The organism is Novosphingobium sp. SG919, assembly GCF_012932495.1.
Taxonomy (GTDB): Bacteria; Pseudomonadota; Alphaproteobacteria; order Sphingomonadales; family Sphingomonadaceae; genus Novosphingobium; species Novosphingobium rhizosphaerae.
Genome location: NZ_JABCNG010000002.1, coordinates 234,255 through 258,337 on the forward strand (window position 1 = coordinate 234,255; position 24,083 = coordinate 258,337).

Here is a 24,083-nt window from a genome sequence, read left to right on the forward strand (position 1 = left end):
GTTTCCCCGGGGAAATCCGATATCCTATTGCCGTGCATACCTTTTTCAGGCGTTACGTGGCCGCCGTGCCAGCCAGTTGGCAATGCCGCCACCCACGCCCAGCGCCAGGCCCAAGCCGCTCACCCCGGTCCAGCCGGCGCCATGCCAGGCCAGTGCCGCCAGGGCAGACCCCGCCGCGCCCAGCAGGAACATGCCGCCCATGAAAAGGGTGTTGAGCCGTGCCCGCGCGCCCTGGTCCAGGGCATAGACGATATGCTGGTGCGAGATCAGCGCGCTCTGCACCGCCAGGTCCAGCACGATGCAGGCCAACGCCAGGCCCACCAATCCCGGAAAGGCCATGGCAATGGCCCATGCCACCACCATCAGCGCCACGCCCGCCACGATCGTGGCATGGGGCCCGCGCCGGTCGGCCACATGGCCAGCCAGTGGCGCAGCCAGGATGCCCACCGCGCCGATCACGCCAAACAGCCCAGCCACGCTCGGCCCTTCGCCCACTTGCGCCAGGCGCAGCGCGAGGATGCTCCAGAACGCGCTGAATGCGGCAAACAGCAGGCCCTGCGTGATCGTGGCCAGGCGCAGCGCGCGGTGCGCACGCCACAAGTGCCACAGCGAAGCAAGCAGCTGCGGATAGCGCGGCCCCTGCCCGGCTGCCGATTTGGGCAGCATCGCGCGCAGGATCGCCGCCGCGATCAGCGCCAGCGGCACGCCAAGCCAGAACATCGCGCGCCAGCCGGCATGCTGGGCCACGAACCCGGCCAGCGTGCGGCTGAGCAGGATGCCACACAGCAGCCCCGCCATGACCTTGCCGATCACCGCCCCGCTGCGTTCGGGCGGGGCAAGGTGCGCGGCAAACGGCACGATCTGCTGCGCCACGGTGGCCAGTGCGCCCAGGAGGAGCGAGGCGCCCAGCAAGAGCGCGGGCGACGGAGCGATCGCGGCCAGGACCAGCGCCACCGACAGCAGCAGGAATTGCGTGACGATCAGCGCCCGCCGCTCCACCCGGTCGCCAAGCGGCACCAGCAGGAACAGCCCCAGTGCATAGCCGAGCTGCGTCACCGTGGGCACCAGCGCGGTCAGCGCGCTTGGCATGCTCACCTCGATCAGGCCGAGCATCGGCTGGTTGTAATAGATATTGGCCACGCCAAGGCCGGTCGTGGCCGCCATCGCCAGAGTCAGGCCCGCGCCCAGCGTGGGACGCGAGGCGGGCGGGAGCGACGGGTGTGCCGGGCGCGGGGGCGCGCCGGCCAGGATCGTTTCCGACATGATCAGGGCTCTTTCCTGTTGGGCAGACCGAGGGGGAAACGGTTGCTGCCACGCTTGGTTGCCAGCGCTATGCCCCAAGCCCGCCGCAATGATAATCCACCCATTTTGGCAGTCACCATTGCATATAGCGCAACGCTCACCCCGTCAGCCCGCGCTCCCAGTACGGCGGCGTGCCAAACCGCGCCGCCAGGAAATCCACGAACAGGCGGACTTTGGCCATCCCGCGCCGATCGGGCAGAGTCACGGCATGAATGCCCACGTCGCCCAGCGGCAGCGCGCCGGGCCGCGCGATATCGGCTTGCCAGCCGCCCAGCACCGCCACCAGGCGCCCGGCTGCGATCTCTTCCCCCACCAGCCAGGTGGGCAGCAGCGCCAGCCCCACCCCGGCCAGCGCGCCTTCGCGAATGGTGTCGGCATGGTTGGTGCGCAACGGGCCCGTCACCCGCACCCACTGGTGCTGGCCATCGCGGCTCAACCGCCAGCGCCGCTCGCCATCGGCAAAGGCAAAAGTAAGGCAGGCATGGCTTTCCAGGTCGGCAGGGCTGCCGGGCGTGCCATGGGCGGCAAGATAGGCGGGGCTGGCGCAGACCACGCGGCGCTGCGGCGCCAGCCGCCGCGCGATCAGGCTGGAGGAATCGAGCACGCCCAGTCGCAGCGCCACATCGATGCGCTGCGCCGCCAGGTCGAGCACGCTGTCCGTCACGCTCACGTCCAGCGCGATGTCGGGATGGGCGGCCAGGAAGGCTGGCAGCCAGGGCGTCACGTGGAGCCGCGCAAACGTGACCGGCAGGCTCACCCTGAGCAGCCCGCGCGCCGCGCCTGCCCCCTCGCGCGCGGCGCGGTTCGCCTCGGCCAACTGGTCCAGGATGGCGCGCGCCTGGGGGTAATAGGCTTCCCCCGCGCTGGTCAGCGTCACCTGCCGCGTGGTGCGCTGCAAGAGCCGCGTGCCCAGCGCGGCCTCCAGCGCATCGACATGGCGGGTGAACGAGGATGTCGCCTGCCCCGCCCGGCGCGCGGCCGGGGCAAAGCCGCCCTCGTCCACCACCGCCACAAAGGCACCCAGCGCGGCGAACATGTCCATGGCGCCGCGCCCTTTTGGGGCCTCAGCCCTGGGGTTCGCTGGCCGCGGCCACTTCGGCCGGATCACCCAGGATCACGCCCACCCGCTCGTGCAGGCTGGTGGGCATCAGGTCGAGAATGCGCGCCGTGCCGTTGCTGGCCGCGCCGCCCGCCTGCTCGATCAGGAACGCCATGGGGTTGGCTTCATAGAGCAGGCGCAGGCGCGCCTTGCCCGGATTGCGCGAATCCGCCGGATAGAGGAACACCCCGCCGCGCTTGATGATGCGGTGCACGTCGGCCACCATCGAGGCGGGCCAGCGCATGTTGTAATCCACGCCCAGCGGTCCTTCGGTGCCACAGATGCGTTCTTCGATATACTGCGCGACGTGGGGCGACCACTGGCGGCGTCGCGCCATGTTGACGGCAAATTCGCGGTTGCCGCGCGGCATCTGCATCGGCCCGTCGGTGAGTCGCCACGAACCGATCTCGCGATCGAGCGTGAATTCATAGACCCCCGTGCCCACGGTCAGCACCAGCAGCGTCTGCGGGCCATAGATGGCATAGCCGGCCGCCACCTGCTCCGCACCAGGCTGGAGGAAATCCGCCTCGGTCACGTCGCGCCCGGCGCAGGCATCGGGCGCGCGCAGCACCGAAAAGATCGTGCCGACCGAAAGGTTCACGTCGATATTGCTCGATCCGTCGATCGGATCGAAGGTCAGCAGGTATTCGCCCTTGGGAAAGCGGCCGGGAATGGGATGCAGCGTCTCCATTTCCTCAGAGGCCATGGCAGCCAGCTGCCCGCCCCATTCGTTGGCATCGAGCAGCAGGTCGTTGGCGATCACGTCCAGCTTCTTCTGCACTTCGCCCTGCACGTTCTCGTTGCCGAGCGAACCCAGCACATCGCCCAGGGCGCCCTTGGAAATGGCAAAGTTGATCGCCTTGCACGCGCGCGCCACGGTTTCCAGCAAGAGGCGCAGGCCCGCCGGGCACGGCGAATCCGGCCGCCGCTGCTGCTCGATCAGAAAGCGGGTGAGCGTGACCGGCTGCCCCGATTGCGGATTGGGCGCCGGGGCCGGAGCCGATGCGGCGGGGGCGCTGTCAAGCACCGGGGTCTGGATGGTCATCGCGCGAATCTCTCCTGCCATGGCCCGCCCGGGCCGTTCGTTCGCCCTTCTCTAAGCCAACAATTGTGCAATTGCGAAGGCCAAAGGGCACTTTTTTGCAGCGAAAGCCGCACGAGCGTGCGCACATCCGGACAAGCCGGTCCTTGCCCGACGCGGTAAGGTTAGCTATATTCTTAGCCAAGGAGTCTCCCATGGCCCAGTTTTCCGTGCACGATGCCAAGACCAACCTGTCGCGCCTGATCGCCGATGCGCTGGCTGGTGGGGATGTGGTGATCGCGCGCGGCAATGTGCCGGCCGTGCGCCTAGTGCCGGTCAACCCGCGGGGGCAACGCCGCTTTGGCGCGCTCCATGGCAAGATTGCCCTGGACGCCGGCTTTCACGATCCTCTGCCGGATGACGAAATGGCAGGATGGGATCTGGGCTGAGATCAGCGCGTGCGCCTGCTGCTGGATACCCATGCGCTGATCTGGTGGCTGGCCGGCGATGACGCCTTGAGCCATCACGCCCGCGACGCGATCGCAAACGAAGCCAATGCCGTGTTCATCAGCGCAGCCTCGGCAATGGAAGTGACCACCAAGTTTCGCATCGGCAAGCTGCCCAGCGCGGCACTGCTGGCACAGGACTTCACCGCGATCGTGGCCGATCAGGGTTTTGCCGAACTACCCATCACCATCGCCCACGCCCGCTTAGCCGGCGCGCTCAACATTCCCCACAAAGACCCTTTCGACCGCTTCCTGATCGCCCAGGCCCAGGTTGAAGACATGGCCCTGGTGTCCAACGAAGCGCTGTTTGACGGGTTTGCCGTGCAAAGGGTGTGGTAGACCCGGTTCGGCAACCTTAATTCGGGATAGCTTGCTCGATGGCGGGTACTTCGCAGAGTAGCTGTCAATGCAGAGCTGAGGATTCGAACCCGAAAATCACGCACCGTGGCTGCCTCTTGAAATCATGTCGAGGATGACGAAGCAGACAGGCGTCCCCTATCCCCGCGCCACCAGCTTGCCGGCCAGCACCACCTTGCGCGTGGGCGCTTGCGGATTGTCCAGGCGATCGAGCAGCATGGTCGTGGCGGTGCGGCCGATTTCTTCCACCGGCTGCTCGATCACGCTGATGCCCCCGCCGTTGCCCACGAAATCCATCCAGTCGTTGTTGTCGAATCCGGCCAGCGCGATGTCGGCGGGGACGGACAGGCCCTGGGCGCGCAAGGCGCGCAGGATGTGGAGGAGCATGACGCCGTTGCTGGCCACCAGGGCATCGGGGCGCTGTGGGCCCGAAAGCAGGGCGGCGAGCGCGCGTTCGGCTTCTCCGGTGTTGTGCGGCACGGCCAGGGCCTGGGCTTCCAGGCCGAGTGCGGCGGCGGCGCGTTCGAAGCCCGCGCGGCGTTCGTGGCCGGTCATGCTCATCGCGCCGAAGAGGCCGGCCACGCGGCGATGGCCCTGGGCGTGCAGATGTTCCACCAGCACGGCGGCCATGCGTTCGTTGTCGAGCAGCACGCAATCAAGATCCGCGCCGGGAATCGCGCGGTCGATCAGCACCACCGGACGCTCGCCTTCCGGGCGGTCGGTTCTGGCCACGCGCTGGCGCGAGGGCGCCAGGATCACCCCGGCTGCGCGCTCCTGGTGCATGAGGTCGAGGTACATCGCCTCCTTCGCCGGATCTTCATCGGTGTTGCACAAGATCACCTGCATCCCGCGCGCCGCTGCCACCGTTTCCACGCTGCGCGACACGGCGGTGAAGAACGGGTTGCGGATATCGGCCACGATCAGGCCGATCACGTTGGAATGCTGCGAACGCAGCCGCCGCGCCGCCAGGTTGGGCCGATAGCCCGTCACTTTGACGGCATCGTGCACGCGCTGCTGCATGGCCGCGTCCACGGCCTTGCCCGCCAGCACCCGCGAAACCGTGGCCGCCGAAACGCCGGCCACCCGCGCCACATCCTTGATCCCCACGGCCATCAGAAAACGTTCTCTCCAACTCCCCGGCCGATTGGCCTGTTCTTCGCACAAACATGGCCGCAATCCCCCCATTTGCGCAAGCCTCTTGACAAAATTCATGAGAAAACGTTTTCTGAAGGCACAGCGGCGGCCCAAGCCCGCCGGCAAGCACCCCTGGAGAGAGGCCCGAAATGCTGCCCAACCCCGCGATTTTGCCAGAAGAGGCGGCTCTCGTGCGCATCGGCGCGCAGGCCGGCAGCAAGGAAGACGCGATTCGCCAGGTGGGCCAGATGCTGGTGGCCGCGGGCTGCGTTGCGCCGGGCTATGAAGATTCGATGGTGCGGCGCGAGGGCGTGGCCAACACGTTTCTGGGCGCGGGCGTGGCGATCCCCCATGGCCTGGGCGAAGACAAGGGGCTGGTGCGCCGCGACGGCATCGCCGTGCTGCAACTGCGCGACGGGGTGGAATGGAACCCCGGCCAGACGGCGCATCTGGTCGTGGGCATTGCCGCCAATTCCGACAGCCACATCGCCATCCTGCGCCGGCTCACCCGCCTGATCCAGGACGAGCCACGCCTTTCCGCGCTGGTGGCGAGCGACGACCCCCACGCCATTGCCGCCGCGCTGGGCGAAGATGGCGCCGCGCCTGCCGCGCAGGCTCCGGTGGCCGATCTGGCCCATGCGGCGCAGTGGACCGTGGACTATCCCGCCGGCCTTCACGCGCGCCCCGCCTCGGCATGGATGGAGGCCGCGCGCGCCGCGCCGGCCGCCTTGCGCGTGCGCCACGGGGCCGATAGCGCCGATCCCAAGAGCCTGGTGTCGCTGCTGCAACTGGGCCTCAAGTGCGGCGACACCGTCACCATTTCCGCCGATGGGCCGCAGGGCCGCGCGGCGGTGGACCAGTTCCTTGCCGCCGTGCGCCGTCTGACCGCGCGCGAAAAGGAAGATGCCGCGCGTGCCGCCGCCAAGGTGGCCGCCGCCGCGCAGACCACCGGGCGCGGCTGGCAGCCGGAAACGGCGCTCACCATGCTGGCCGGCGTTGCCGCCAGCCCGGGCCTCGCCATCGGCACGGTCCATGTCGTGGCCGCGGCCGAGCTTTCCGTGCCCGACGAGCCGGTGGACCTGGGCCGGGGTGGCGCCATGCTCGACGACGCGCTGCGCCGCACCCGCGCGCAGATGACCGCGCTGATCGACGATACCACCCGCCGCCTGGGCGCCAGCGATGCCGCGATCTTCAAGGCCCAAGCGGACCTGCTCGACGACACCGACCTCATCACCCTCACGTGCCAGTTGATGGTCGAAGGGCATGGCGTGGCCTGGTCGTGGCACCAGGCCGTCAGCCGCATTGCCGGGCAGCTTTCCGCGCTGGGCAATCCGGTGCTCGCCGCCCGCGCGGCAGACTTGCACGATGTGGGCCGCCGCGTGCTGGCCGCGCTCGATCCCACCCTCGCGACCGGTTCGATCGATACGCTGCCCGAGGGTTCGTGCATCCTGGTGGCGGCAGACCTTTCCCCGTCCGATACGGCAACGCTCGATCCCGAAAAGGTTGCCGGCATTGCCACGGCGCTGGGCGGGCCGACGTCGCACAGCGCGATCCTGGCGCGCACGCTGGGGCTGCCCTCGGTGGTGGCGGTGGGCCAGGACCTGTTGGCGCTGAGCGCACAAACCAAAGTCATCGTCGATGGTGATGCGGGGCGCGTGTGGCTCGATCCCACGCCGGCCGACCTGGCCTGCGCGCAAGCCTGGATCGATCGCATCGCCGCCCGCCGCCAGGCGCAGGAGGCCGAACGCAGCCGCCCGGCGGTGACCACCGATGGGCACCAGGTGGCCATTGCCGCCAACGTCAACCGCCCGGATTCGGTGCCCTTTGCCCTCGCCGAAGGTGCCGAAGGCGTGGGCCTGATGCGCACCGAATTCCTGTTCCTGGAACGCGGCGACACGCCCAGCGAGGACGAGCAGGAAGCGATCTATCGCGCGATGATCGCCGCGCTTGGCGACCGCCCGCTGATCGTGCGCGCGCTCGATATCGGCGGCGACAAGCAAGTGCCGCACTTGGACCTGCCAACGGAAGAAAACCCGTTCCTGGGCGTGCGCGGCGCGCGGCTGCTGCTGCGCCGGCCCGACTTGCTCGATCCGCAATTGCGCGCGCTCTACCGCGCAGCAAAGCACGGCGGCGACTTGTCGATCATGTTCCCGATGATCACCTCTGCCTGGGAGTTGGAGCGCCTGCGCGCGCGGTGCGAGGAAATCCGTGCCGAGCTGGATGCACCGGCGGTGCCGATCGGCATCATGATCGAAGTGCCCGCCGCTGCGGTCCAGGCCCATGCCCTTGCCCAGCATGCCGATTTCTTTTCGATCGGCACCAACGACCTCACGCAATATACCCTGGCGATCGACCGCCAGAACCCCGAACTGGCGGCCGAGGCCGACAGCCTGCACCCTGCCGTGCTGCGCCTGATCGCGCTGACCGTGGAAGGCGCGGCGGCGCATGGCCGCTGGGTGGGGGTATGCGGCGGATTGGCCGGCGATCCGTTCGGCGCAGCGCTGCTCACCGGGCTTGGCGTAACCGAGCTTTCGATGACCCCGCGCGACATTCCCGCCGTGAAGGCGCGGCTGCGCGCCGCCAACCTGCCCGATCTGCAAGACCTCGCCCGCCGCGCGCTGGCCCAGCCCGGCGCCGCGCAAGTGCGCGCGCTGGATGCCCCTGCCCTGGATGAAAGAGCCGCCTGATGCGCGTCCATACGCTTACGCTCAACCCCGCGATCGACGAGACGATCACGCTTGATATGCTCGTGCCCGGCCAGGTCCACCGCGCCCGCGCCGTGCGCCAGAATGCCGGGGGCAAGGGCATCAACGTGGCCAGTTGCCTGGCCGATTGGGGCGTAGCGGTTTCGGCGCATGGCTTGCTGGGCCGCGACAATGCCGCCCCGTTCGAAGCGCTGTTTGCCGCCAAGCCGATCACCGATGCCATGGTGCGGGTGGATGGCGCCACGCGCGTCAACCTCAAGCTGGTGGATAGCGCCGGCACGACCGACATCAACCTCGATGGCCTGGCCGTGACCGACGAAACCCTTGCCGCCGTGCTCGATGGGCTGGCCGATATGGCCGCCGCCGGGGACATGGCGGTGCTGGCGGGCAGTCTCCCCCCCGGCTGCCCGCCAGCCTGCTATGCCAGCCAAGTGGCGCGGCTGCGCGATGCGGGCGTGCATGTGTTGCTCGATGCCAGCGGCGAACCGCTGGCGCGCGCGCTGGCCGCGCCGGTGCTGCCCCACGTGATCAAGCCCAACCGCGATGAACTTGCGGCCTGGGCGGGCGAACCCCTGCCCGATATCGCCGCCGTGCTGGCCGCAGCCCGCGCGCTTCATGCGCGGGGGGTTGACCAGGTGGTGGTGTCGATGGGCAGCGAAGGCGCCCTGTTCGTCAATGGCGATGGTGCGATGCATGCGCGCCTGGCCCTGCCCCCGATCGGGCCACTGGGCATTCCCAGCACGGTGGGCGCAGGCGATGCCATGGTGGCGGGGCTGGCCGCCGCGCATGTCGCCGGGCTGGGCCTGGCGGAAACCGCGCGGCTAGCCACGGCCTTCGCCGTGGCCAAGCTGGGCATGGCCGGGCCCAACCTGCCGGAAAAGGCCAGCGTGCTGGCCCTGGCGCAAGACGTGATCACCGGCCCGCGCCCATGACGCGCGCCAAAAAGAACCTGGGATAGAGCCTGATGAAACACCAAGTGCTGATCGCCGCGCCCGGGCGCGATGTGGAAGCGGTGCTGGCCGCGCAAGCCCTGGCCAAGGCCGCGCGCGAGGCCGGGCTGGAAATCGACGTGCATCTCGAAAGCGCGGGCGATGCACCCGCCGCGCCGGCCCTGCTGGTGGGCGCGCCCGATCATCCCCAAGCCGCGCAGGCGGCGCAGGTGGTGGCGCTCGATGCCGTGCTGGCCGATCCCGCCGCCGCCCTGGCCCTGCTTTCCGCCCAGCCGAATGCTGCGCAGCAAGTGCGCGTGGTGGCGATCACCTCGTGCCCCACGGGCATTGCCCACACGTTCATGGCGGCCGAAGGGCTGCAACAGGGCGCGGCCGAACTGGGCCATGCCATCCGCGTGGAAACGCAAGGATCGGTGGGCGCCGGCACGCCGCTGACGGCCCAGGAAATTGCCGAGGCCCACGTGGTTATCATCGCCGCCGACCGCGAAGTGGACCGCGCCCGCTTTGCCGGCAAGCGCGTGTTTGCCAGCAATACCAAGCCCGCGATCACCGGCGGTGCCGCGCTGATCACCCGCGCTCTGGCCGAAGCCAGCGTGCAGGCCGGCGGCCAAACCGCTGGCGCCGCGCCGGCCAAGGCCGAACGCACCGGCCCCTACAAGCACCTGATGACCGGCGTTTCGTTCATGCTGCCCTTCGTGGTGGCGGGCGGTCTGCTGATTGCGCTGGCCTTTGCGCTGGGCGGCATTCACGCCAATGACGATGCCGCCGCCGGCACGCTGGCGCACACTTTGTTCGAAATCGGCGCCAAGGGCGGCTTTGCCCTGATCGTGCCGGCGCTGGCCGGCTATATCGCCTATTCCATTGCCGACCGGCCGGGCATCGCGCCGGGCATGATCGGCGGCATGATCGCCGCCAGCCAGGGCGCCGGGTTCCTGGGTGGGATCGTCGCGGGCTTCATCGCCGGCTATGGCGTGGAAGCGCTGAACCGCGCGATCCGCCTGCCGCGCAATCTCGCAGGGCTCAAGCCCATGCTGATCCTGCCGCTGCTCGGCACGCTGATCACCGGGCTGCTGATGGTCTATGCCGTGGGCACGCCGGTTGCGGCGGTGCTATCGTTCCTCACACAATGGCTGCGCGGGATGCAGGGATCGAGCGCGATTGCGCTGGGCCTGATCCTGGGCGCGATGATGGCGTTCGACATGGGCGGGCCGGTGAACAAGGCCAGCTATGCCTTTTCCGTCGGCCTGATCGCCAGCCAAGTCTACACCCCGATGGCCGCGACGATGGCCGCGGGGATGACCCCGCCGCTCGGCATCGCGCTCGCCACCGTGCTGTTCCGCAACCGCTTTTCCGCTGAAGAGCGCGATGGCGCCGGCGCCACGGCGGTGCTTGGCCTGGCCTTCATCACCGAAGGCGCGATCCCCTTTGCCGCGCGCGATCCGCTGCGCATGATCCCCGCCTTCGTCGCCGGATCGGCGCTGGCCGGCGCCATTTCCATGGCGATGGGCGTGGAACTGCGCGTGCCGCACGGCGGGGTGTTCGTGCTGCCGATCCCCGGCGCCGTGACGCATCTGGGCGCCTATGCCCTGGCGATTGCCGCAGGCACGCTGACCACCGCGCTTTTGGCCGGGCTGCTGCGCCGCCCGCTTCCGACCACCGCCTGACATCTTTTTCGCGCGGCCGCCCCTGGCCGCAAGGAGTGCCTCGTCCCATGCCCGCCCTGCCTTCTGGTGCCTGCCGCGCAGGCGCCCTCGCTATCGTGCTGCCCGCTCTCCTCGCCTCGGCCGCCCCGGCGCTGGCCGATGAGGCACCGCCGCCGCCCACACTGCCCGCCACCGCGAAAAGCCAACCCGCGCCCAACCTGGCGCAGCCGCTGGCCGACCAGGGCATTACCCTGGCCTATAGCTATACCGGCGAAGCGGCTGGCAACGTTTCGGGCGGCCTGGCGCGCAAGAGCGCCTATACCGGCCAGGTCTATCTCGGCGCCGATTTCGACATGGATCGCATCGTCGGCATTCCCGGCGCGACGATCCACTTTGCCGTGACCAACCGCCACGGCAAGAGCCTGTCGAACATCGCGCTGGGCAACAACACCTCGGTCCAGGAAGTGTGGGGCACGCAGAACACCCACCTGGCGATCCTCACCTGGGAGCAGAAGCTGCTGAACGATCGCCTGGTGATCGAGGCCGGTCGCAGCCAGGCCAACATCCACTTCCTCAATTCGCCGCTCTATTGCCTGTTCCAAAGCAATTCGACCTGCGGCAACCCCACTTTCGTGTTCAAGAACAGCAACTTCACCTATTTTCCGGCGTCAAGCTGGATGGCCCAGGCCAAGCTCGCGCTCGCGCCGCGCTGGTTCGCCCATGCCGGGGTCTATGAAGTGAACCCCGATCGCAAGCGCTGGAACGACGATGGCTTCAACTTCTCTTCGGCCAACCGCACCGGGGTGATCGTGCCGTGGGAACTGGGCTATGGCGATGACAAGCGCGAAACCCGCCTGCCCGGCCACTATATCCTGGGCGGCTGGTTCGACCGCGCCGATTACAGCGACCCGCTGCGCGACGATCAGGGCGGCATCGCCATTCTCACCGGCCGCCCGGCGCGCACCCTGCACGGCCGCAGCGGCATCTATGTGCGGTTCGACCAGCAATTGACCCGGCCGGATCCCACGAGCAAGCGCGGCCTCTCGATCTTCGGCGTGGCGATGACCAATCTTTCGGGCCAGGTGGAAGAAAGCCGCTATTTCGATTTCGGCGTGGTGCAGACCGGCACGTTCAAGGGCCGCGACAGCGATACGCTGGGCTTCATGATCAACGACCAGCGCTTTTCCGACCTGGCCATGGCGCGCATGCGCGCCGCGCGCCTGGCCGCCGGCGGCGAAGACAACGTGCATCGCCACCAGGTGATGATGGAACTCGCCTATGGCGCCGATGTGGTGCCGGGCCTGCGCGTTTCGCCCAACGTGCAGTATATCCTGCACCCGGACAACACCGGCGCGCCGTTCAATCGCACCAACACCGACAATGCGCTGGTCTTCGGCTTCAAGTTCACGCTGGACGGCCCCACCTTTTTCGGGCGGTGACCGTCCAGCCGGCGTGGCGGAAAATCAGTTCCCCGCCACGCCCAGCACCGCCAGCACCAGCGTTTCCACCCCGGCGCGGATCGCCGGTTCGGGCTGGGGGGCAAAGAACGGCGAATGGTTGACCGGCACGGGCTTTCCTTCGGCCTTGAGCCGGGCCAGCATCGCCGGGTCGCTGCCGCCCACGCCGAAGAACACCGACTGGCTGACCCCGGCGTTGACGAATTCGGAATAGTCCTCGCTCGCCGTGCCGCCCGGCATTGCCACCGGCACCAGCGCCACGCGGCTGTCGCCCAGCGCGGTTTTCAGCACGCCGGCAAGCTTGGCCGAAAGCGCCGGATCGTTGATCACCGATGCCGTCCCCTCGGTATGTTCCACATCGGGCGCGCTGGCGCGGGCCATGGTCGCCACGGCGCGCGCGGTGGTGCCCACGCCATCGAGCAGCAATTGCCGCACATCGGCATCATAGGATCGCAGCGTCAGCTTGAGCACGGCAGTGTCGGGGATGATGTTGGGCGCATAGCCGGCGTTGAAAGCGCCCACCGTGATCACCCCGAATTTCTGCGGGTCTTTCTGCCGGCTGATCACGGTCTGCACGTCATCCACGAAATGCGCGCCCATCACGATCGGATCGATCCCCTTGTCGGGCATCGAACCATGCGCGCCCAGGCCGTGGAACGTGACGACCACGGCATCGGCGGCCGAACTCACCGCGCCCTGCTTGATCACCACATGCCCCGCCACATCGGGCGTGACATGGGCGGCAAAGGCATAATCGGGCTTGGGAAAGCGGGTGAACAGGCCATCGGCCAGCATCGCCTTGGCCCCACCCACCTTTTCCTCGGCCGGCTGGCCGATGAACACCAGCGTGCCATGCCACTTGTCCTTCATCGCCAGCAGGGTCTGCGCGGTGCCAACCCACCAGGCCATGTGGCTGTCGTGCCCGCAGGCGTGATCGGTCGGCGTCAGCTTACCATCGATGGTCTGCTGGTAATGGCTGGCATAAGGCAGCCCGGTCTTTTCCTCCAGCGGCAGGCCGTCCAGCTCGGTCCGCACCAGAACCACCGGGCCATCGCCGTTGCGATAGACCGCGACCACGCCGGTCTGGCCGACGTGCTCGGTCACGGTAAAGCCGATCTGGCGCATCCGCGCGGCCAGCAGCGCGGCGGTGCGGGTTTCCTGGAACCCCACCTCGGGATGCTGGTGGATATCCTTGTAGAGCGCATCGAGCGCGGGATAGATCTTGTCGAGCTGGGCATCGATCGCGCCGCGCGCGGCGGCAGGATCGAGCGGCGCGGCATGGGCGGCATGGGGCAGCGCTGCTGCCGCCAGGGCCAGGCCCATGGCCGGCTTGGCAAACCAAGGCATGGTCTTTCCTTTCCTTACAGGCTGAAGCGGGCGTTGAGGCCCCAGGTGCGCGGCTGGATCGAATAAGTCAGGTTGGAATAGCCAAAGCCACTGCTCACCGCGATCGCGCCGGTGGTGTCGGTCAGATTGTTGCAGAACACGTAGATGCCCATCTGCGGGTTCTCCACCCCCACGCGCAAGTTGGCCGTGGCATAGTTGCCGTAGGACGTGTGATAGGGATCGGTCGGGCGGAACGTGCCTTCCTGATGCCCGGTATAGGCACCATCGGCGCGCACCAGCCCGTCGAACCGCGAATTGAGCGCCCAGCTATAGCTGGCCGAAGCCGACGCGGTGAGATCGGGGGTATTGGGGATCGGATCGCCCGCCTTGCCGGTAGACGCGGTGATCAGCACGGCCGAGGAAGACTGGTCCTGCGTCAGGTGCGCATCGACATAGCCCAGCGCACCGTTCAGCGTGAGGCCCCGCAACGGGCGCGTGGTCAGGTCAACTTCCAGCCCGCGAATGCGCGCGTGGCCAGCGTTGGTGAGGAAGGCATAGAGCCCGTCGGCGGTGCGAGCCGAGCTTTGCATGTTGCTCCATTCGACATCGAACACCGCGCCGTTGAGCACCAGCTTGTCGCCCAGCCAGCTCGATTTCAGGCCCACTTCATAGTTCCACAGGCTGTCGGGCTTGTAGGATACCAGGTTGGCGGCAAGGCCGGGGATGTTGTTGGCCCCGCCGGGACGGAATCCCTTCGAAGCGCTGGCATAGACCATCACGCGCGGGGTGATGCGATAGTTGACGTTGAACTTTTCCAGCCAGCCGTTGGCCTTGGTCGTGGCGGCGCTATAGGGCGCGGCAGACGTACCGGTGTAATAGTTGGTGATATAGGACTGGCCGCTGGTGGTCTTGCTGTAATCGTAATAGCGCAGGCCACCGGTGATGGTCAGCCCGGGCAGCGGCTTGATCGAAACTTCGCCGAATCCGGCCACCTGGCGCGAGCGCGTCTCGACATAGCGATAGACCAGCGGGGTGATCGGCAGGGTGATCGATCCGTCGGCCGCGCTTTCGCTGATCACGTTGCTGTCGATGTGGTCGTTGCGCTTTTCGTAATAGACGCCGACCGTCCATTCCAGCCAGGCCGGCATCTGCGCCGCGTTGGACGCCAACCGCGCTTCATAGTTCTGCGAATGGACCCAGGCCGGCTGATAGCCCACCGCCGGCAAGAGCGCGAGGCCCGTGGCGCGATAGGCGGCGAACTGGTCGGTGGTGCAGGCCGTGCCGCCCTGCGCGCGGGCGCACTGCGCGGTGGAATTGGCATAGGCAGCCACCGAGGGGGTGAAATCGACCGTGCGGATATAGTTGTAGTTGTAGTAGCTGGCCGTGCCGGTCAGCGTGGCAAAGCCAAGGTCGCGATCGGCCTTGAGATTGTAGAGCTGCATTTCGGTGTGGAACGGCAGCTGCGCGGTGGAATTGGTCTTGTAGCGGCCCACGCTGGGATACCAGCCCTGCTGATCGCGCGCGTCGCTTTTCTGATAGCTTGCCGTGGCCGTGATCGTGGTCAGTTCATCGGGCTTGAAACCGATGATGCCGCGCGCGCCCCAGTTGCTGGAGCGGTTGATGTTCTGCGTGCCGTAGGTGACATTGTCGATCCAGCCGGGCTTGCGCTCGCCATAGCCGACCACACGCACGGCCAGCTTGTCGGTCACCACCGGCAGGTTGACCATGCCGCGCAGGAAATAGCCGGCCGATCCGCCTTCGGTGGTGGTCACCTGGGTTTCGCCGCCCGCTTCCACCTTGTCGTAATCGGGCTTGTGGAAAATCACGCGCAGCGTGCCGGCCATCGAACTGGCGCCATAGAGCGTGCCCTGCGGCCCGCGCAACACTTCCACCCGCTCCACGTCGAACAAGTTGAGATCGGCGGCAACGGCGCCCGAATCCTGCGTCGTGCCCGATGGGCCGGTGACCGGGGTTTCATCGTAATAGAGGCCCACGGTCGCTTCGCCCGCCGCATTGACGCCACGGATCGAGATGCGGTTCGATCCGGCCACGCCGCTCGTCACGTTGAGGTTGGGGATCTGGCGGAAATAGTCGTTGAGCTGGGTGGCGCCGGTCTTGGCCAGGCCATCGCCGGAAATCGCCACGATGCTGAGCGGCGTGGTCTGCACGGTGGACGTGCGATGCAGCGCGGTGACCACGATGTCATTGCCCGTGGAGGGGGCTTCCTCTGCCGGAACGGCTTGCGCGGGTTGCGCGCCATCTGCGGCAAAGGCGGTGCCTGCCAGCAAGACGTGCGCAGTGATCAGGCCGGAAACGGCCAGAATGGCTTTGCTCATGGTAACTCCCTGTCCTTGGTTCAGGGTTTGCCGCGATGCCGCTTCCCGTGGCGCATCGTTGTCCGGCCCCCTGCTTGGCTAGACGCGGGGACGGCGCGGCCCCTCATCGGACGGGCACATTTTTTTCCTGCCAGTGAAATAAGGTCAGTGAAATTCGCTGCGCAGCGTGAGGCCGATGGTGCGCGGGCGCTGATAGGTGACCAGGTCGGTGCCGCCGATCGTGCCGGCCCAGACACGGCCCCGCCCGTCGGCCAGGTTCTGCACGAACAGGCCCGCCCGCCATGGCCCGCGCAGCAAGGCAACGTCAGCGTCCAGCGTGGCAAAGCCGCCCAGCGCCAGGCGGTTGAACGCCGTGCTGGCGCGAAACGCACTGTAGGCCTGGCCGGCATAGTGCACGAACAGGCCGGCATCGCCCGCCCAGCCGCCGCCCAGCCAGGCATTGCCCAAGGCCCATTGCCGGCGCAGCTCCACGCTGGCGGCCCAGGGCGCCACATAGGGCAGCCGCTCGCCCGCGCGGCCATCGGTGGTCACCGTGCCCGAAACCTGGTCATAGACCAGCCGCGCATCGGTGAACGTGCCCTGCACTTTGGCCCGCCAGCCACCTGCCAGCGCACCGCCGGCGGCCAGTTCCACCCCGTTGATCCGCGCCGCGCCGATATTGGTGATGAAGGCATAGCTGCCGTCGCTTGAGGCGGCGGCATATTGCATGTTGGACCAGCGCTGGCGAAAGCCGGTCAGGTCAAAATGCCAGGCGCGGTGGACCGGAGCCAGACGCGTGCCGATCTCCAGGCTCTCCAGGCGATCGTCGTGGTAGGTCGCCAGGTTTTCCGGCAGCCCTGGCACCACGTTGATGCCGCCGGGGCGAAAACCGTTGGACACCTGGCCATAGATCAGCAGCCCCGCCATGGGTCGCGCCTCGATCCGCGCGCGGCCCACCAGCCCGTGCGCGCGATAGGCCATGCTCAGCGCCGACGAGCCGAACGGACCGATGAAGGGATTGGCCAGGCTGACCACGCCTTGGGTATCGCGCACATAGTGGAAATAGCGCAGCCCGCTCGACACCGTCAGCCACGGCAGCACGCGCCAACTGCCATCGCCGAACAGGGCATATTCGGAAAGCGCGCTGGCAAAGCTGCGGTGCGATACCGCCACCGTGCCAGGCAGGACCAGCCCGGTGGCCGCGCTCACCGGCAGGCTGCTGCTTTGCCCATCGTCGGTGCGCCGGCTGGCAAACACCCCGGCCGTCCAGGTCAGCCGCCCTTCCCCCGAAAGGCGCAGTTCGGCACTGGTGATATCCACGGCCAGGGGCTGGGCCACCAGGGACGGGCTGCTGGCCAGCAAATAGCGGTTGAAGCCCGCCATCTGCGTGGTGGTGCAGGCCGCCGCATTCACCCACGCGGCACAGGCAACGCCATCGTTCAGGTGGTTGAGCTGGCTTTGCGTGAAATCCCAGAAGCGGTGGGGCCGCCACCACGATCGCGCCACGGTGGCATCCACGCCCACCCCGCCGATGGCCCCATGCAGGTCGAGCGAACCCATGGCAAAGGTATCGTAGAACGGCACGATCACCTGGCCCTGCGACTGGTTGGGCACGGCGCCGGCGGTGGTGCTGTGGGTATTGCCGATGCGGCTGCGCTGCCACACGCCGGCCAGGTCTGCCCGCCAATCGGGGGCGATCTGCCAGCGCAGCGCCAGGCGCCCGCCCTCGCGCAACTGGTCGTCCGTATTGACCAGGCCCAGGCGCGGGAAATCGACCACCCCGCCCTGGTATTCGCGCCAGCCCACCGCGCGCAGCGCCAGCCGCCCCGGCACCAGCGGCAGGTTCACCGTGCCCGTGACGCTGGCACCGGGCGCGCCGCCGTGGGTCAACGTCGCGCCACTTTCCAGCGCCAGCGTGCGCTGATCAAGCTGCGCGCCGCGAAACAGCACACGCACCGTGCCCGCCAGCGAGCTGGTGCCATAGAGCGTGCCCTGCGGCCCGCGCAGCACTTCCACCCGTTCCACGTCGGCCAGCACCAGATCGGGCGTCATCATCCCCGGATCGCTGGTCGAACCGCCCGGCCCCGCCACCGGCACGTTGCCGTAATAGAGCGCCACGGTCGCTTCGCCCGCGGCATAGGCGCCGCGCAGGCTCAGCCGGTTGAAGCCGGTGCCCGATGACGTGACCACCAGGCTGGGCGCCAGCCGCGCCAATCCCGCCAGCGACGTGGCCTGGTCATGCCCCAGGTCTTCGCCGCGCAGGGCCACCATGCTGATCGGGGTATCGGCCAGCAACGTGGGCCGGCGCAGCGCGGTGACCATGATGTCCCCCATGGCCAGGGCCGGCAGCGGCGCGGCCGCACCATCGCCTGGGCCCGATGGCGCGGGCGCGGGCAGCACCAGCAGGCTGCGTGGGCCATTGCGCCGCAGCATAAGCCCGCTGCCCGCCAGCAAACGCCGCACGATCGTGGCCGCGTCACCCGAAAGCGTCACCGCGCCGGCGCGGCGCCCGGCCACGGTCTGCGGGGCAAAGACGATGGTGGTGCCGGTGGCCAGGCCCACGGCGCGCAAGGCATCGGCCAGCGGCGCGGGTGGCAGGCGCTGCGGCGGGGGCAGCGCCTGCCGGCCTTGGGCAAGCGCAGGCGTGCCGGCCAGGGCCATCACGGCCACGGCCAGCAACAGGCCGGCCCGCCCCTGTGTGCCACAGGCCGGCCGGCACCGATCAGCGCCCGAATTTTCCCTCATTGCCCGGTAGCTTGCCAAAGAGGGCAGGTGTTGGCTAGCTGTCACGATCATGTCATCCCGACGGATCATCCCACCGGCCGGCGACGGACCCGTTTCCGGGTTCGAACGCCATCGCCGCGCCCTGCGCGCCTGGCTGGGGCGGCGGCTGCGCAATCCGGCCGATGTGGACGATGCCGTGCAGGACGTCTGGCTGCGCGCGCACGAACGGCTCGACAGCGGAGAGGTGACCAATCCGCGGGCCTACTTGTTTACCGCCGCCAGCAGTGTGGTGCACGATCGCGCGCGCCGCGCCGGCGTGCGCCACGAGGATGCGCACCACCGCCTGGAAGAAAATGATCATCCCGTTGAGTGGATCACGCCGGAACGCGTCTTGGAAGGTAAGGAGGCGCTTACCGTCATCATGCACCGGCTTTCGACCATGCCCGAACGCACGCGCGATGTTTTCGTGCTGCACCGTTTCGAAGGCCTGGCCTATGCCGACATCGCCCGCCGCATGGGCATTTCGGTGAGTTCGGTGGAAAAGCATATCATGAAGGCCCTGCGCCTGTTGCTGGAGATCGAGGAATGAGCGCGGACCAGAGCGGCGCGGAGGAAGGCGCAGAGCGCAGCGCACGCGAAGCGGCGATCGCCCATTTCGCCGCGCGGCAAAGTGGCCGGCCGGTGCCCGTGCCAGCCGATGCAAAAACCCAGGCCGCGCTGGCCGAAGTGGAAGCGCTGTGGGCCCGGCTTGAACACGCCGCCGACAGCGAGGAGATCGCCGCGATGCGCGCGGCCGCCCTCGCCCGCAGCGCGCCGGGCACGCACCAGGGGCAAGGACAGCGTCGGCCCTGGCTGGCCGCCGCAGCCGCGCTGGGCGCCCTGGCCGTGGGCGTGGGCACCGTGCTGGTGGTGCGATCGGGCAGTGCCCCCACCGCCACGCCCGGCGCGCCGCAACTGGCCATGCGCACCCTGGAAAACGGCGCCGCCGGCCCGCGCACCGTGGCCCTGGCCGATGGTAGCCAGATCACGCTCGATGCGCACACCCGCGTGCTGCTGGGCGAGAATGCCAAGCGGCGCAGCGCCGTGCTGGCGCAGGGGCGCGCGTTCTTTCGCGTGGCCCATGATGGCGCGCGGCCGTTCCGCGTTACGGCCGGCACCATGGCCGTGACCGATATCGGCACGGTGTTCGACGTGGGCCGCGATGGCGATACGGCCACTGTCACTCTGCTGGAAGGCGCGGTGGACGTGTCTGCACCGGGCCTTGCCCCGCGCCGCCTGGCCCCGGGCCAGCGGCTGACCCTGCGCGGCAACGTGGCCCGGCTGGGCCGGGCCGATCCCGCCGGCACGCCCGCCTGGCAGGACGGCATGATCGCCGCCGATGCCGAGCCGCTGGCCAGCCTGGTGGCGCGGTTCAACCGCTATCTGGCCCGGCCGCTGGTGCTCAAGGATGCGCGCGCCGGCGCGGTGCCGGTCAGCGGCGCCTTCCGTGTCGACGATCCCCAGGCGCTGGTCGATGCCGTGGCCGCCATGGGCCATCCCGGCGCGCTTACCCGCGGAAACGCGCAACCGTAATTTGAAGTCTGTCTTTCAGGGAGCTTAGCCAATGAAGAAGACCTTGCTGGCCGGCGTTGCGCTGGCCGTGACGATGGCCTGTACCCCGATTATGGGCGCCACTGCCCTGGCGCGCGACTATGTGATCCATGCCGGGCACCTGATCGACGGGGTCAACGCCGGGGAACGCAGCAATGTGTCGATCCTGGTGCACGATGACCAGATCACCGCGGTGCAGGATGGCTTCGTCACCCCCGCCGGGGCCGAAGTGGTCGATCTTTCGCAAGGCACGGTGATGCCCGGCCTGATCGATGCGCACGTGCACCTCACGCTCGATCTCACCAAGGGCAATGCCCTGCTCCAAAGCGTGACGCACAGCGCCTTTGACGAAACGCTCGACGGGGTGGGCAATGCCCGCCTCACCCTGCTCGCCGGGTTCACCTCGGTGCGCGACGTGGGCGGCGATACCGCCGTGGTCGTGGCGCTCAAGCGGGCGCAGAAGGCCGGCACGATTCCCGGCCCGCGCATGTGGGTTTCGGGCAGCATCCTGAGCCCGACCGGCGGCCATGGCGATCCGGCCAACGGCTTTGACCCGGCGCTGGCCAAGCCGGAATGGCAGGACGGCATCGTCGATGGGCCGGACGAGGCGATGAAGAAAGTGCGCGAGCATTTCCGCGAAGGCGTCGACCTGATCAAGATCGTGCCCTCGGGCGGGGTGGCCAGCGTGGGTGACGATCCCCAGGCGCAGTTGATGACCGACGCGGAAATCCGCGCCGTGGTGGAAACCGCGCACACCCTGCACCTGCCCGTGGCCGCCCACGCCCATGGCGCCCAGGCGATCGACCACGCCAGCGCGATCGGCGTCGATTCGATCGAGCACGGCAGCTTTGCCACCCCGGCCAGCTATGCGATCATGAAGCAGCACGGCACCTATCTGGTGCCCACGCTGATTGCCGGGGCGACCGTGGTGGAATTCGCGCAGAAGCATCCCGAACTGCTTGGCCCCTCCATGGCGGAAAAGGCGCTGGCGGTGGGCCCGATCATGGCCAAGAACCTCTACGGCGCATGGAAGGCCGGCGTTAAAATCGCGTTCGGCACCGATGCCGGCGTCTATCACCACGGGCAGAATGCGCGCGAATTCGAACTGATGGTCAAGGCCGGGATGCCGGCGGCCGATGCGCTGCGCAGTTCGTTTACCGGCGCTGCCACGCTGATCGGCGAAAGCCGCATCGGCGCGATCCGCCCGGGCGCCTTTGCCGATATCGTCGCCACCGACAAGGACCCGCTGGCCGACATCACCGAACTGCAGCGCGTGCGCTTCGTCATGCAGGGCGGGCGCATCGTCAAGGACCACGGCGAGCCCAGAATCTGACCGGCCAGGAAGGGGGCGCCGGGCCAGTCGCCCGCACGCCCCCTTTTTTCAGGTCTGCTCGCTCAGAAGTTGAGCGTGGCGGTGGCAAAGACCTGGCGCGGATTGCCCCAATAGGTGGTCAGCACGCCTTCCTTGCCCAGCGTGGGGATGAGATTGCCCGACGGCGTATAGGTCAGCGCACCGGTCGTCGCGTTGCCCGCCACATACGTATAGCCCGAAGTCTTGTAGCGCTTGTCGGCCAGGTTCTTGCCATAGACGCCAAAGGTCCAGCGGCCGCCCGGCGCGCGATAGAACACGCTGGCATCGAACAGTGCATAGCCGGGTTGGTCGAGATAGGGATTGGGCACTTCGAACTGGTAGGTCTTGCTTTTCCACGAAACTCCGCCGGTCACGTCCACCGCGCCGCCGCCCACGGGAATGGAATAGCCGGCCGAGGCATTGCCCGTCCACGCCGGGGTGTTCTGCACTTTGCGATAGGCGGCCACATCGGTGGGCTGCCCGGCGATCAGGGTGATGTATTTCAGGTACTTGGCATCGATATAGCCCAGTGAGCCATTGAGCGTGAACCCGCCCAGCTTGAGGCGCCCTTCGGCTTCCACCCCCTGCATCCGCGCCTTGCCCGCGTTGGACACCACCCCGCAGAAGCTGGGCAGGCCCTGCACCGTGCAGGCCACCGATCCGGGGATCTGCACGTCGGTGTAATCCATGCGGAACGCCGCGAGGTTGAGCGACAGGCGGCGGTCGAACAGCCGGGTCTTGACCCCGAGTTCATAGCTGTTGACCTTTTCGGGCCGGAAACTGAGGTATTCGGCCTGGGTCGTGCCGGCCGGCGCGTTTACCCCCACCCCGCGCGGATCGAACCCGCCGCCCTTGAAGCCCTGGCTGAAGCTGGCGTAGACGGTGTTGTCCGAATTCGGCTTCCAGTTGAGCGACACGCGCGGCGTGAACTTGTTGTAGTCCGCGCTGCCCAGGAAATTGGTGCCCGGCGCGCCAAAGGCCACCCCTGCCCCGCCGAACACCGGAGAGCCGCCGCCCAGGTAGTTCTGCCGCAGGATCTGGGCATAGCGCTTGTCCCAGGTATAGCGCCCGCCCACTTCCAGGCTGATCTGGTCGGTAAAGTCATAGCTCAAATTGGCGAACGCCGCCGAGGTATCGGTGCGGATATTGGCGCCGGTAAAGGCGGTCAGCCCCGGCACCGTGGTGAACAGGCGCACATCGAACTGGGTCAGCGCCGTGGCATAGAGATAGTAGTAGCCCAACAGCGCGTTGAACCGGCCCTTGTTGTAGAGCAGCTGGATTTCCTGGCTCCACTGCTTGTTGCGGTAATAGGCCGGCACGTCGACGTCTTGCGAGGCGGTGGCATCGAAATCGATCGGCGAGGCGCTGTCATCCTTGCGGAACGCGGTGATCGAACGCAGCGTGAGGCTGTCGGTCGGCTTGGCCTCCATGAACAGCGACCAGCCCCAGGCTTTCACGTCCTGCTTGGGGCTGTTGAGCCCGGCCTGCGTGTCGAACACGTTGGCCAGCACCGGCGCCCCGGTCAGTTGCCCGGGAATTTCGCGGTGCCCGCCGCGCGGGTTGGACATGTCGTGGGTATAGTCGCCGGTCAGCCGCGCAAAGAAGCTGGACCCGTGTACTTCCACCGTGCCGCGCCCGGCCCAGATATCCTTGTTGTAATTCGACAGGCCGGTCGTCAGGTTGCGGCCAAAGCCGCCCCGCGTCAGCCGCGCCACCGTGCCGCTGGCGCGCAGCACGCCGTCCGAAGTGAGCGGCGAACTGATCGTGGCCACGCCATCGGCCTGGTCATAGCTGCCATAGGTGCCGCGCAGCCGCACGTGGAACGCATCGTCGATCTTGCGCGTCACATACTTGATCGCGCCGCCGATGGTGTTGCGGCCATAGAGCGTGCCCTGCGGCCCGCGCAGCACTTCCACCCGCTCCACGTCATAAATATCGAGCACGGCGGCCTGCGGACGGTTGAGATAGACGTCATCCAGGTAGATGCCCACGCCCTGCTCGAACCCGGAAACCGGGTCCTGCTGGCCCACGCCGCGAATGAAGGCGGACAGCGTGGAATTGGTCCCGCGCGAAGGTTCCAGCGTCACGTTGGGCACTTCATCGGCGAGCGAGGTGATGTCGCCCGCGCCCCTGGCCAGCAGGGCATCGCCCGAAAACGCGGTGATGGCGATCGGCACCGAAGTAAGCGATTCGCTGCGGCGGCGGGCCGTGACGATGATGTCGCCCTCTGCCGGCGCTTCGGCGGCGCTTCCGGCGGGCGGGGTTTGCGCCGCAGGGGCGCCACTCGCCTCCTGGGCAAACGATGGCGCGGGCAGCGCGCCCAGGGCCACGCCGGCCAGGAGGATGGCGGGAATCGAGCGAATGCGGGTGCTGGCGGTCACAGCCATGGTCCTCTCCTTGGCGCGACGGTCTTGCGTGCCGTCGCTTGGGAAGACCACGATACTGAAAGGTGAACCGACTTTCAACTTTGAATCGGTAGTTTGCGCAAGCCTTCGTGATTTTCCGTTACGCAGCAATGCAAAGAGCGCGCCGGGCAGGGCCCGTGCGCGCTCTTCGTGCAAGCATTTCCGGCGCGCTCAGGCCGTCAGATGGGGGCCATCACG

General features: G+C 68.0%; 17 protein-coding genes. 9 read left to right on the plus strand and 8 right to left on the minus strand.

Annotated elements, in window-relative coordinates:
- Positions 1 to 45 precede the first annotated feature (45 nt).
- The 3 genes from FHT19_RS11195 to FHT19_RS11205 form a co-directional block, all read right to left on the minus strand.
- On the minus strand, positions 46 to 1,263 hold the full coding sequence (locus tag FHT19_RS11195) for an MFS transporter (RefSeq protein ID WP_348981780.1): 1,218 nt from the start codon (positions 1,261 to 1,263) through the stop codon (positions 46 to 48).
- A 136-nt stretch (positions 1,264 to 1,399) separates the two neighbouring features.
- Positions 1,400 to 2,344, minus strand: a complete 945-nt coding sequence (locus FHT19_RS11200) for a LysR family transcriptional regulator (RefSeq protein ID WP_169475184.1) — start codon at positions 2,342 to 2,344, stop codon at positions 1,400 to 1,402.
- Between the two features lie 22 nt (positions 2,345 to 2,366).
- Positions 2,367 to 3,446, minus strand: coding sequence for a class 1 fructose-bisphosphatase (locus FHT19_RS11205; protein WP_169475185.1), 1,080 nt, complete (start codon positions 3,444 to 3,446; stop codon positions 2,367 to 2,369).
- A gap of 191 nt (positions 3,447 to 3,637) precedes the next feature.
- Here FHT19_RS11205 and FHT19_RS11210 point away from each other — a divergent pair, with 191 nt between their 5' ends.
- A complete protein-coding gene (locus tag FHT19_RS11210; RefSeq protein WP_169475186.1) occupies positions 3,638 to 3,871 on the plus strand; it encodes a type II toxin-antitoxin system prevent-host-death family antitoxin in 234 nt (77 codons plus the stop codon).
- A gap of 9 nt (positions 3,872 to 3,880) precedes the next feature.
- Positions 3,881 to 4,267 carry a type II toxin-antitoxin system VapC family toxin gene (locus FHT19_RS11215; RefSeq protein WP_169475187.1) on the plus strand — a complete coding sequence of 129 codons (387 nt, stop codon included), beginning with the start codon at positions 3,881 to 3,883 and terminating at the stop codon, positions 4,265 to 4,267.
- Between the two features lie 156 nt (positions 4,268 to 4,423).
- Here the strand turns inward: FHT19_RS11215 and FHT19_RS11220 are convergent, their stop codons facing one another.
- Entirely contained in the window at positions 4,424 to 5,398 is a 975-nt protein-coding gene (locus FHT19_RS11220; RefSeq protein ID WP_168557512.1) for a LacI family DNA-binding transcriptional regulator, read from the minus strand.
- A 170-nt stretch (positions 5,399 to 5,568) separates the two neighbouring features.
- Between FHT19_RS11220 and ptsP the strand changes: the two genes are divergently transcribed.
- Genes ptsP through FHT19_RS11240 form a run of 4 tightly spaced genes read left to right on the plus strand, consistent with a single transcriptional unit; the run spans position 5,569 to position 12,156 of the window.
- Positions 5,569 to 8,106, plus strand: coding sequence for a phosphoenolpyruvate--protein phosphotransferase (gene ptsP / locus FHT19_RS11225; RefSeq protein ID WP_169475188.1), 2,538 nt, complete (start codon positions 5,569 to 5,571; stop codon positions 8,104 to 8,106).
- Positions 8,106 to 9,056 carry a 1-phosphofructokinase gene (pfkB, locus tag FHT19_RS11230; protein ID WP_169475189.1) on the plus strand — a complete coding sequence of 317 codons (951 nt, stop codon included), beginning with the start codon at positions 8,106 to 8,108 and terminating at the stop codon, positions 9,054 to 9,056. The genes ptsP and pfkB overlap by 1 nt, the downstream gene beginning before the upstream one ends.
- Positions 9,057 to 9,088: 32 nt before the next feature.
- A complete protein-coding gene (locus FHT19_RS11235; RefSeq protein WP_169475190.1) occupies positions 9,089 to 10,738 on the plus strand; it encodes a fructose-specific PTS transporter subunit EIIC in 1,650 nt (549 codons plus the stop codon).
- A 47-nt stretch (positions 10,739 to 10,785) separates the two neighbouring features.
- Positions 10,786 to 12,156, plus strand: coding sequence for a carbohydrate porin (locus FHT19_RS11240; protein ID WP_169475191.1), 1,371 nt, complete (start codon positions 10,786 to 10,788; stop codon positions 12,154 to 12,156).
- A 24-nt stretch (positions 12,157 to 12,180) separates the two neighbouring features.
- On the opposite strand, the gene FHT19_RS11245 is transcribed toward FHT19_RS11240, so the two are convergent.
- The 3 genes from FHT19_RS11245 to FHT19_RS11255 form a co-directional block, all read right to left on the minus strand.
- Positions 12,181 to 13,521, minus strand: a complete 1,341-nt coding sequence (locus FHT19_RS11245) for an amidohydrolase (RefSeq protein ID WP_248290411.1) — start codon at positions 13,519 to 13,521, stop codon at positions 12,181 to 12,183.
- A gap of 14 nt (positions 13,522 to 13,535) precedes the next feature.
- Positions 13,536 to 15,836: a TonB-dependent receptor gene (locus tag FHT19_RS11250; protein WP_169475192.1), complete on the minus strand. Its 2,301-nt coding sequence runs from the start codon at positions 15,834 to 15,836 to the stop codon at positions 13,536 to 13,538.
- Positions 15,837 to 15,980: 144 nt separating this feature from the next.
- The gene (locus FHT19_RS11255; RefSeq protein WP_169475193.1) at positions 15,981 to 18,560 is read right to left on the minus strand and encodes a TonB-dependent receptor; all 2,580 of its coding nucleotides are present in this window, start codon (positions 18,558 to 18,560) and stop codon (positions 15,981 to 15,983) included.
- A gap of 49 nt (positions 18,561 to 18,609) precedes the next feature.
- Between FHT19_RS11255 and FHT19_RS11260 the strand changes: the two genes are divergently transcribed.
- Genes FHT19_RS11260 through FHT19_RS11270 form a run of 3 tightly spaced genes read left to right on the plus strand, consistent with a single transcriptional unit; the run spans position 18,610 to position 21,462 of the window.
- Complete coding sequence (locus FHT19_RS11260; protein WP_169475194.1) at positions 18,610 to 19,128, plus strand: RNA polymerase sigma factor; 519 nt, start codon at positions 18,610 to 18,612, stop codon at positions 19,126 to 19,128.
- Positions 19,125 to 20,111 carry a FecR domain-containing protein gene (locus FHT19_RS11265; RefSeq protein WP_169475195.1) on the plus strand — a complete coding sequence of 329 codons (987 nt, stop codon included), beginning with the start codon at positions 19,125 to 19,127 and terminating at the stop codon, positions 20,109 to 20,111. Before FHT19_RS11260 ends, FHT19_RS11265 begins: the two co-directional genes overlap by 4 nt.
- A 31-nt stretch (positions 20,112 to 20,142) precedes the next feature.
- Complete coding sequence (locus FHT19_RS11270) at positions 20,143 to 21,462, plus strand: amidohydrolase family protein (protein WP_211184894.1); 1,320 nt, start codon at positions 20,143 to 20,145, stop codon at positions 21,460 to 21,462.
- A gap of 62 nt (positions 21,463 to 21,524) precedes the next feature.
- Here the strand turns inward: FHT19_RS11270 and FHT19_RS11275 are convergent, their stop codons facing one another.
- A complete protein-coding gene (locus FHT19_RS11275; RefSeq protein ID WP_168557503.1) occupies positions 21,525 to 23,867 on the minus strand; it encodes a TonB-dependent receptor in 2,343 nt (780 codons plus the stop codon).
- Positions 23,868 to 24,083: the final 216 nt, after the last annotated feature.

What these genes read in the sequence shown, in the direction of transcription:
- FHT19_RS11240 (WP_169475191.1), top strand. Translation starts at nt 10,786, where the DNA reads ATGCCCGCCCTGCCTTCTGGTGCCTGCCGCGCAGGCGCCCTCGCTATC.
- FHT19_RS11200 (WP_169475184.1), bottom strand. Translation starts at nt 2,344, where the DNA reads ATGGACATGTTCGCCGCGCTGGGTGCCTTTGTGGCGGTGGTGGACGAG.
- FHT19_RS11195 (WP_348981780.1), bottom strand. Translation starts at nt 1,263, where the DNA reads ATGTCGGAAACGATCCTGGCCGGCGCGCCCCCGCGCCCGGCACACCCG.
- FHT19_RS11205 (WP_169475185.1), bottom strand. Translation starts at nt 3,446, where the DNA reads ATGACCATCCAGACCCCGGTGCTTGACAGCGCCCCCGCCGCATCGGCT.
- FHT19_RS11220 (WP_168557512.1), bottom strand. Translation starts at nt 5,398, where the DNA reads ATGGCCGTGGGGATCAAGGATGTGGCGCGGGTGGCCGGCGTTTCGGCG.
- FHT19_RS11210 (WP_169475186.1), top strand. Translation starts at nt 3,638, where the DNA reads ATGGCCCAGTTTTCCGTGCACGATGCCAAGACCAACCTGTCGCGCCTG.
- FHT19_RS11245 (WP_248290411.1), bottom strand. Translation starts at nt 13,521, where the DNA reads ATGCCTTGGTTTGCCAAGCCGGCCATGGGCCTGGCCCTGGCGGCAGCA.
- FHT19_RS11270 (WP_211184894.1), top strand. Translation starts at nt 20,143, where the DNA reads ATGAAGAAGACCTTGCTGGCCGGCGTTGCGCTGGCCGTGACGATGGCC.
- FHT19_RS11235 (WP_169475190.1), top strand. Translation starts at nt 9,089, where the DNA reads ATGAAACACCAAGTGCTGATCGCCGCGCCCGGGCGCGATGTGGAAGCG.
- FHT19_RS11255 (WP_169475193.1), bottom strand. Translation starts at nt 18,560, where the DNA reads ATGAGGGAAAATTCGGGCGCTGATCGGTGCCGGCCGGCCTGTGGCACA.
- ptsP (WP_169475188.1), top strand. Translation starts at nt 5,569, where the DNA reads ATGCTGCCCAACCCCGCGATTTTGCCAGAAGAGGCGGCTCTCGTGCGC.
- FHT19_RS11265 (WP_169475195.1), top strand. Translation starts at nt 19,125, where the DNA reads ATGAGCGCGGACCAGAGCGGCGCGGAGGAAGGCGCAGAGCGCAGCGCA.
- FHT19_RS11275 (WP_168557503.1), bottom strand. Translation starts at nt 23,867, where the DNA reads ATGGCTGTGACCGCCAGCACCCGCATTCGCTCGATTCCCGCCATCCTC.
- pfkB (WP_169475189.1), top strand. Translation starts at nt 8,106, where the DNA reads ATGCGCGTCCATACGCTTACGCTCAACCCCGCGATCGACGAGACGATC.
- FHT19_RS11260 (WP_169475194.1), top strand. Translation starts at nt 18,610, where the DNA reads ATGTCATCCCGACGGATCATCCCACCGGCCGGCGACGGACCCGTTTCC.
- FHT19_RS11250 (WP_169475192.1), bottom strand. Translation starts at nt 15,836, where the DNA reads ATGAGCAAAGCCATTCTGGCCGTTTCCGGCCTGATCACTGCGCACGTC.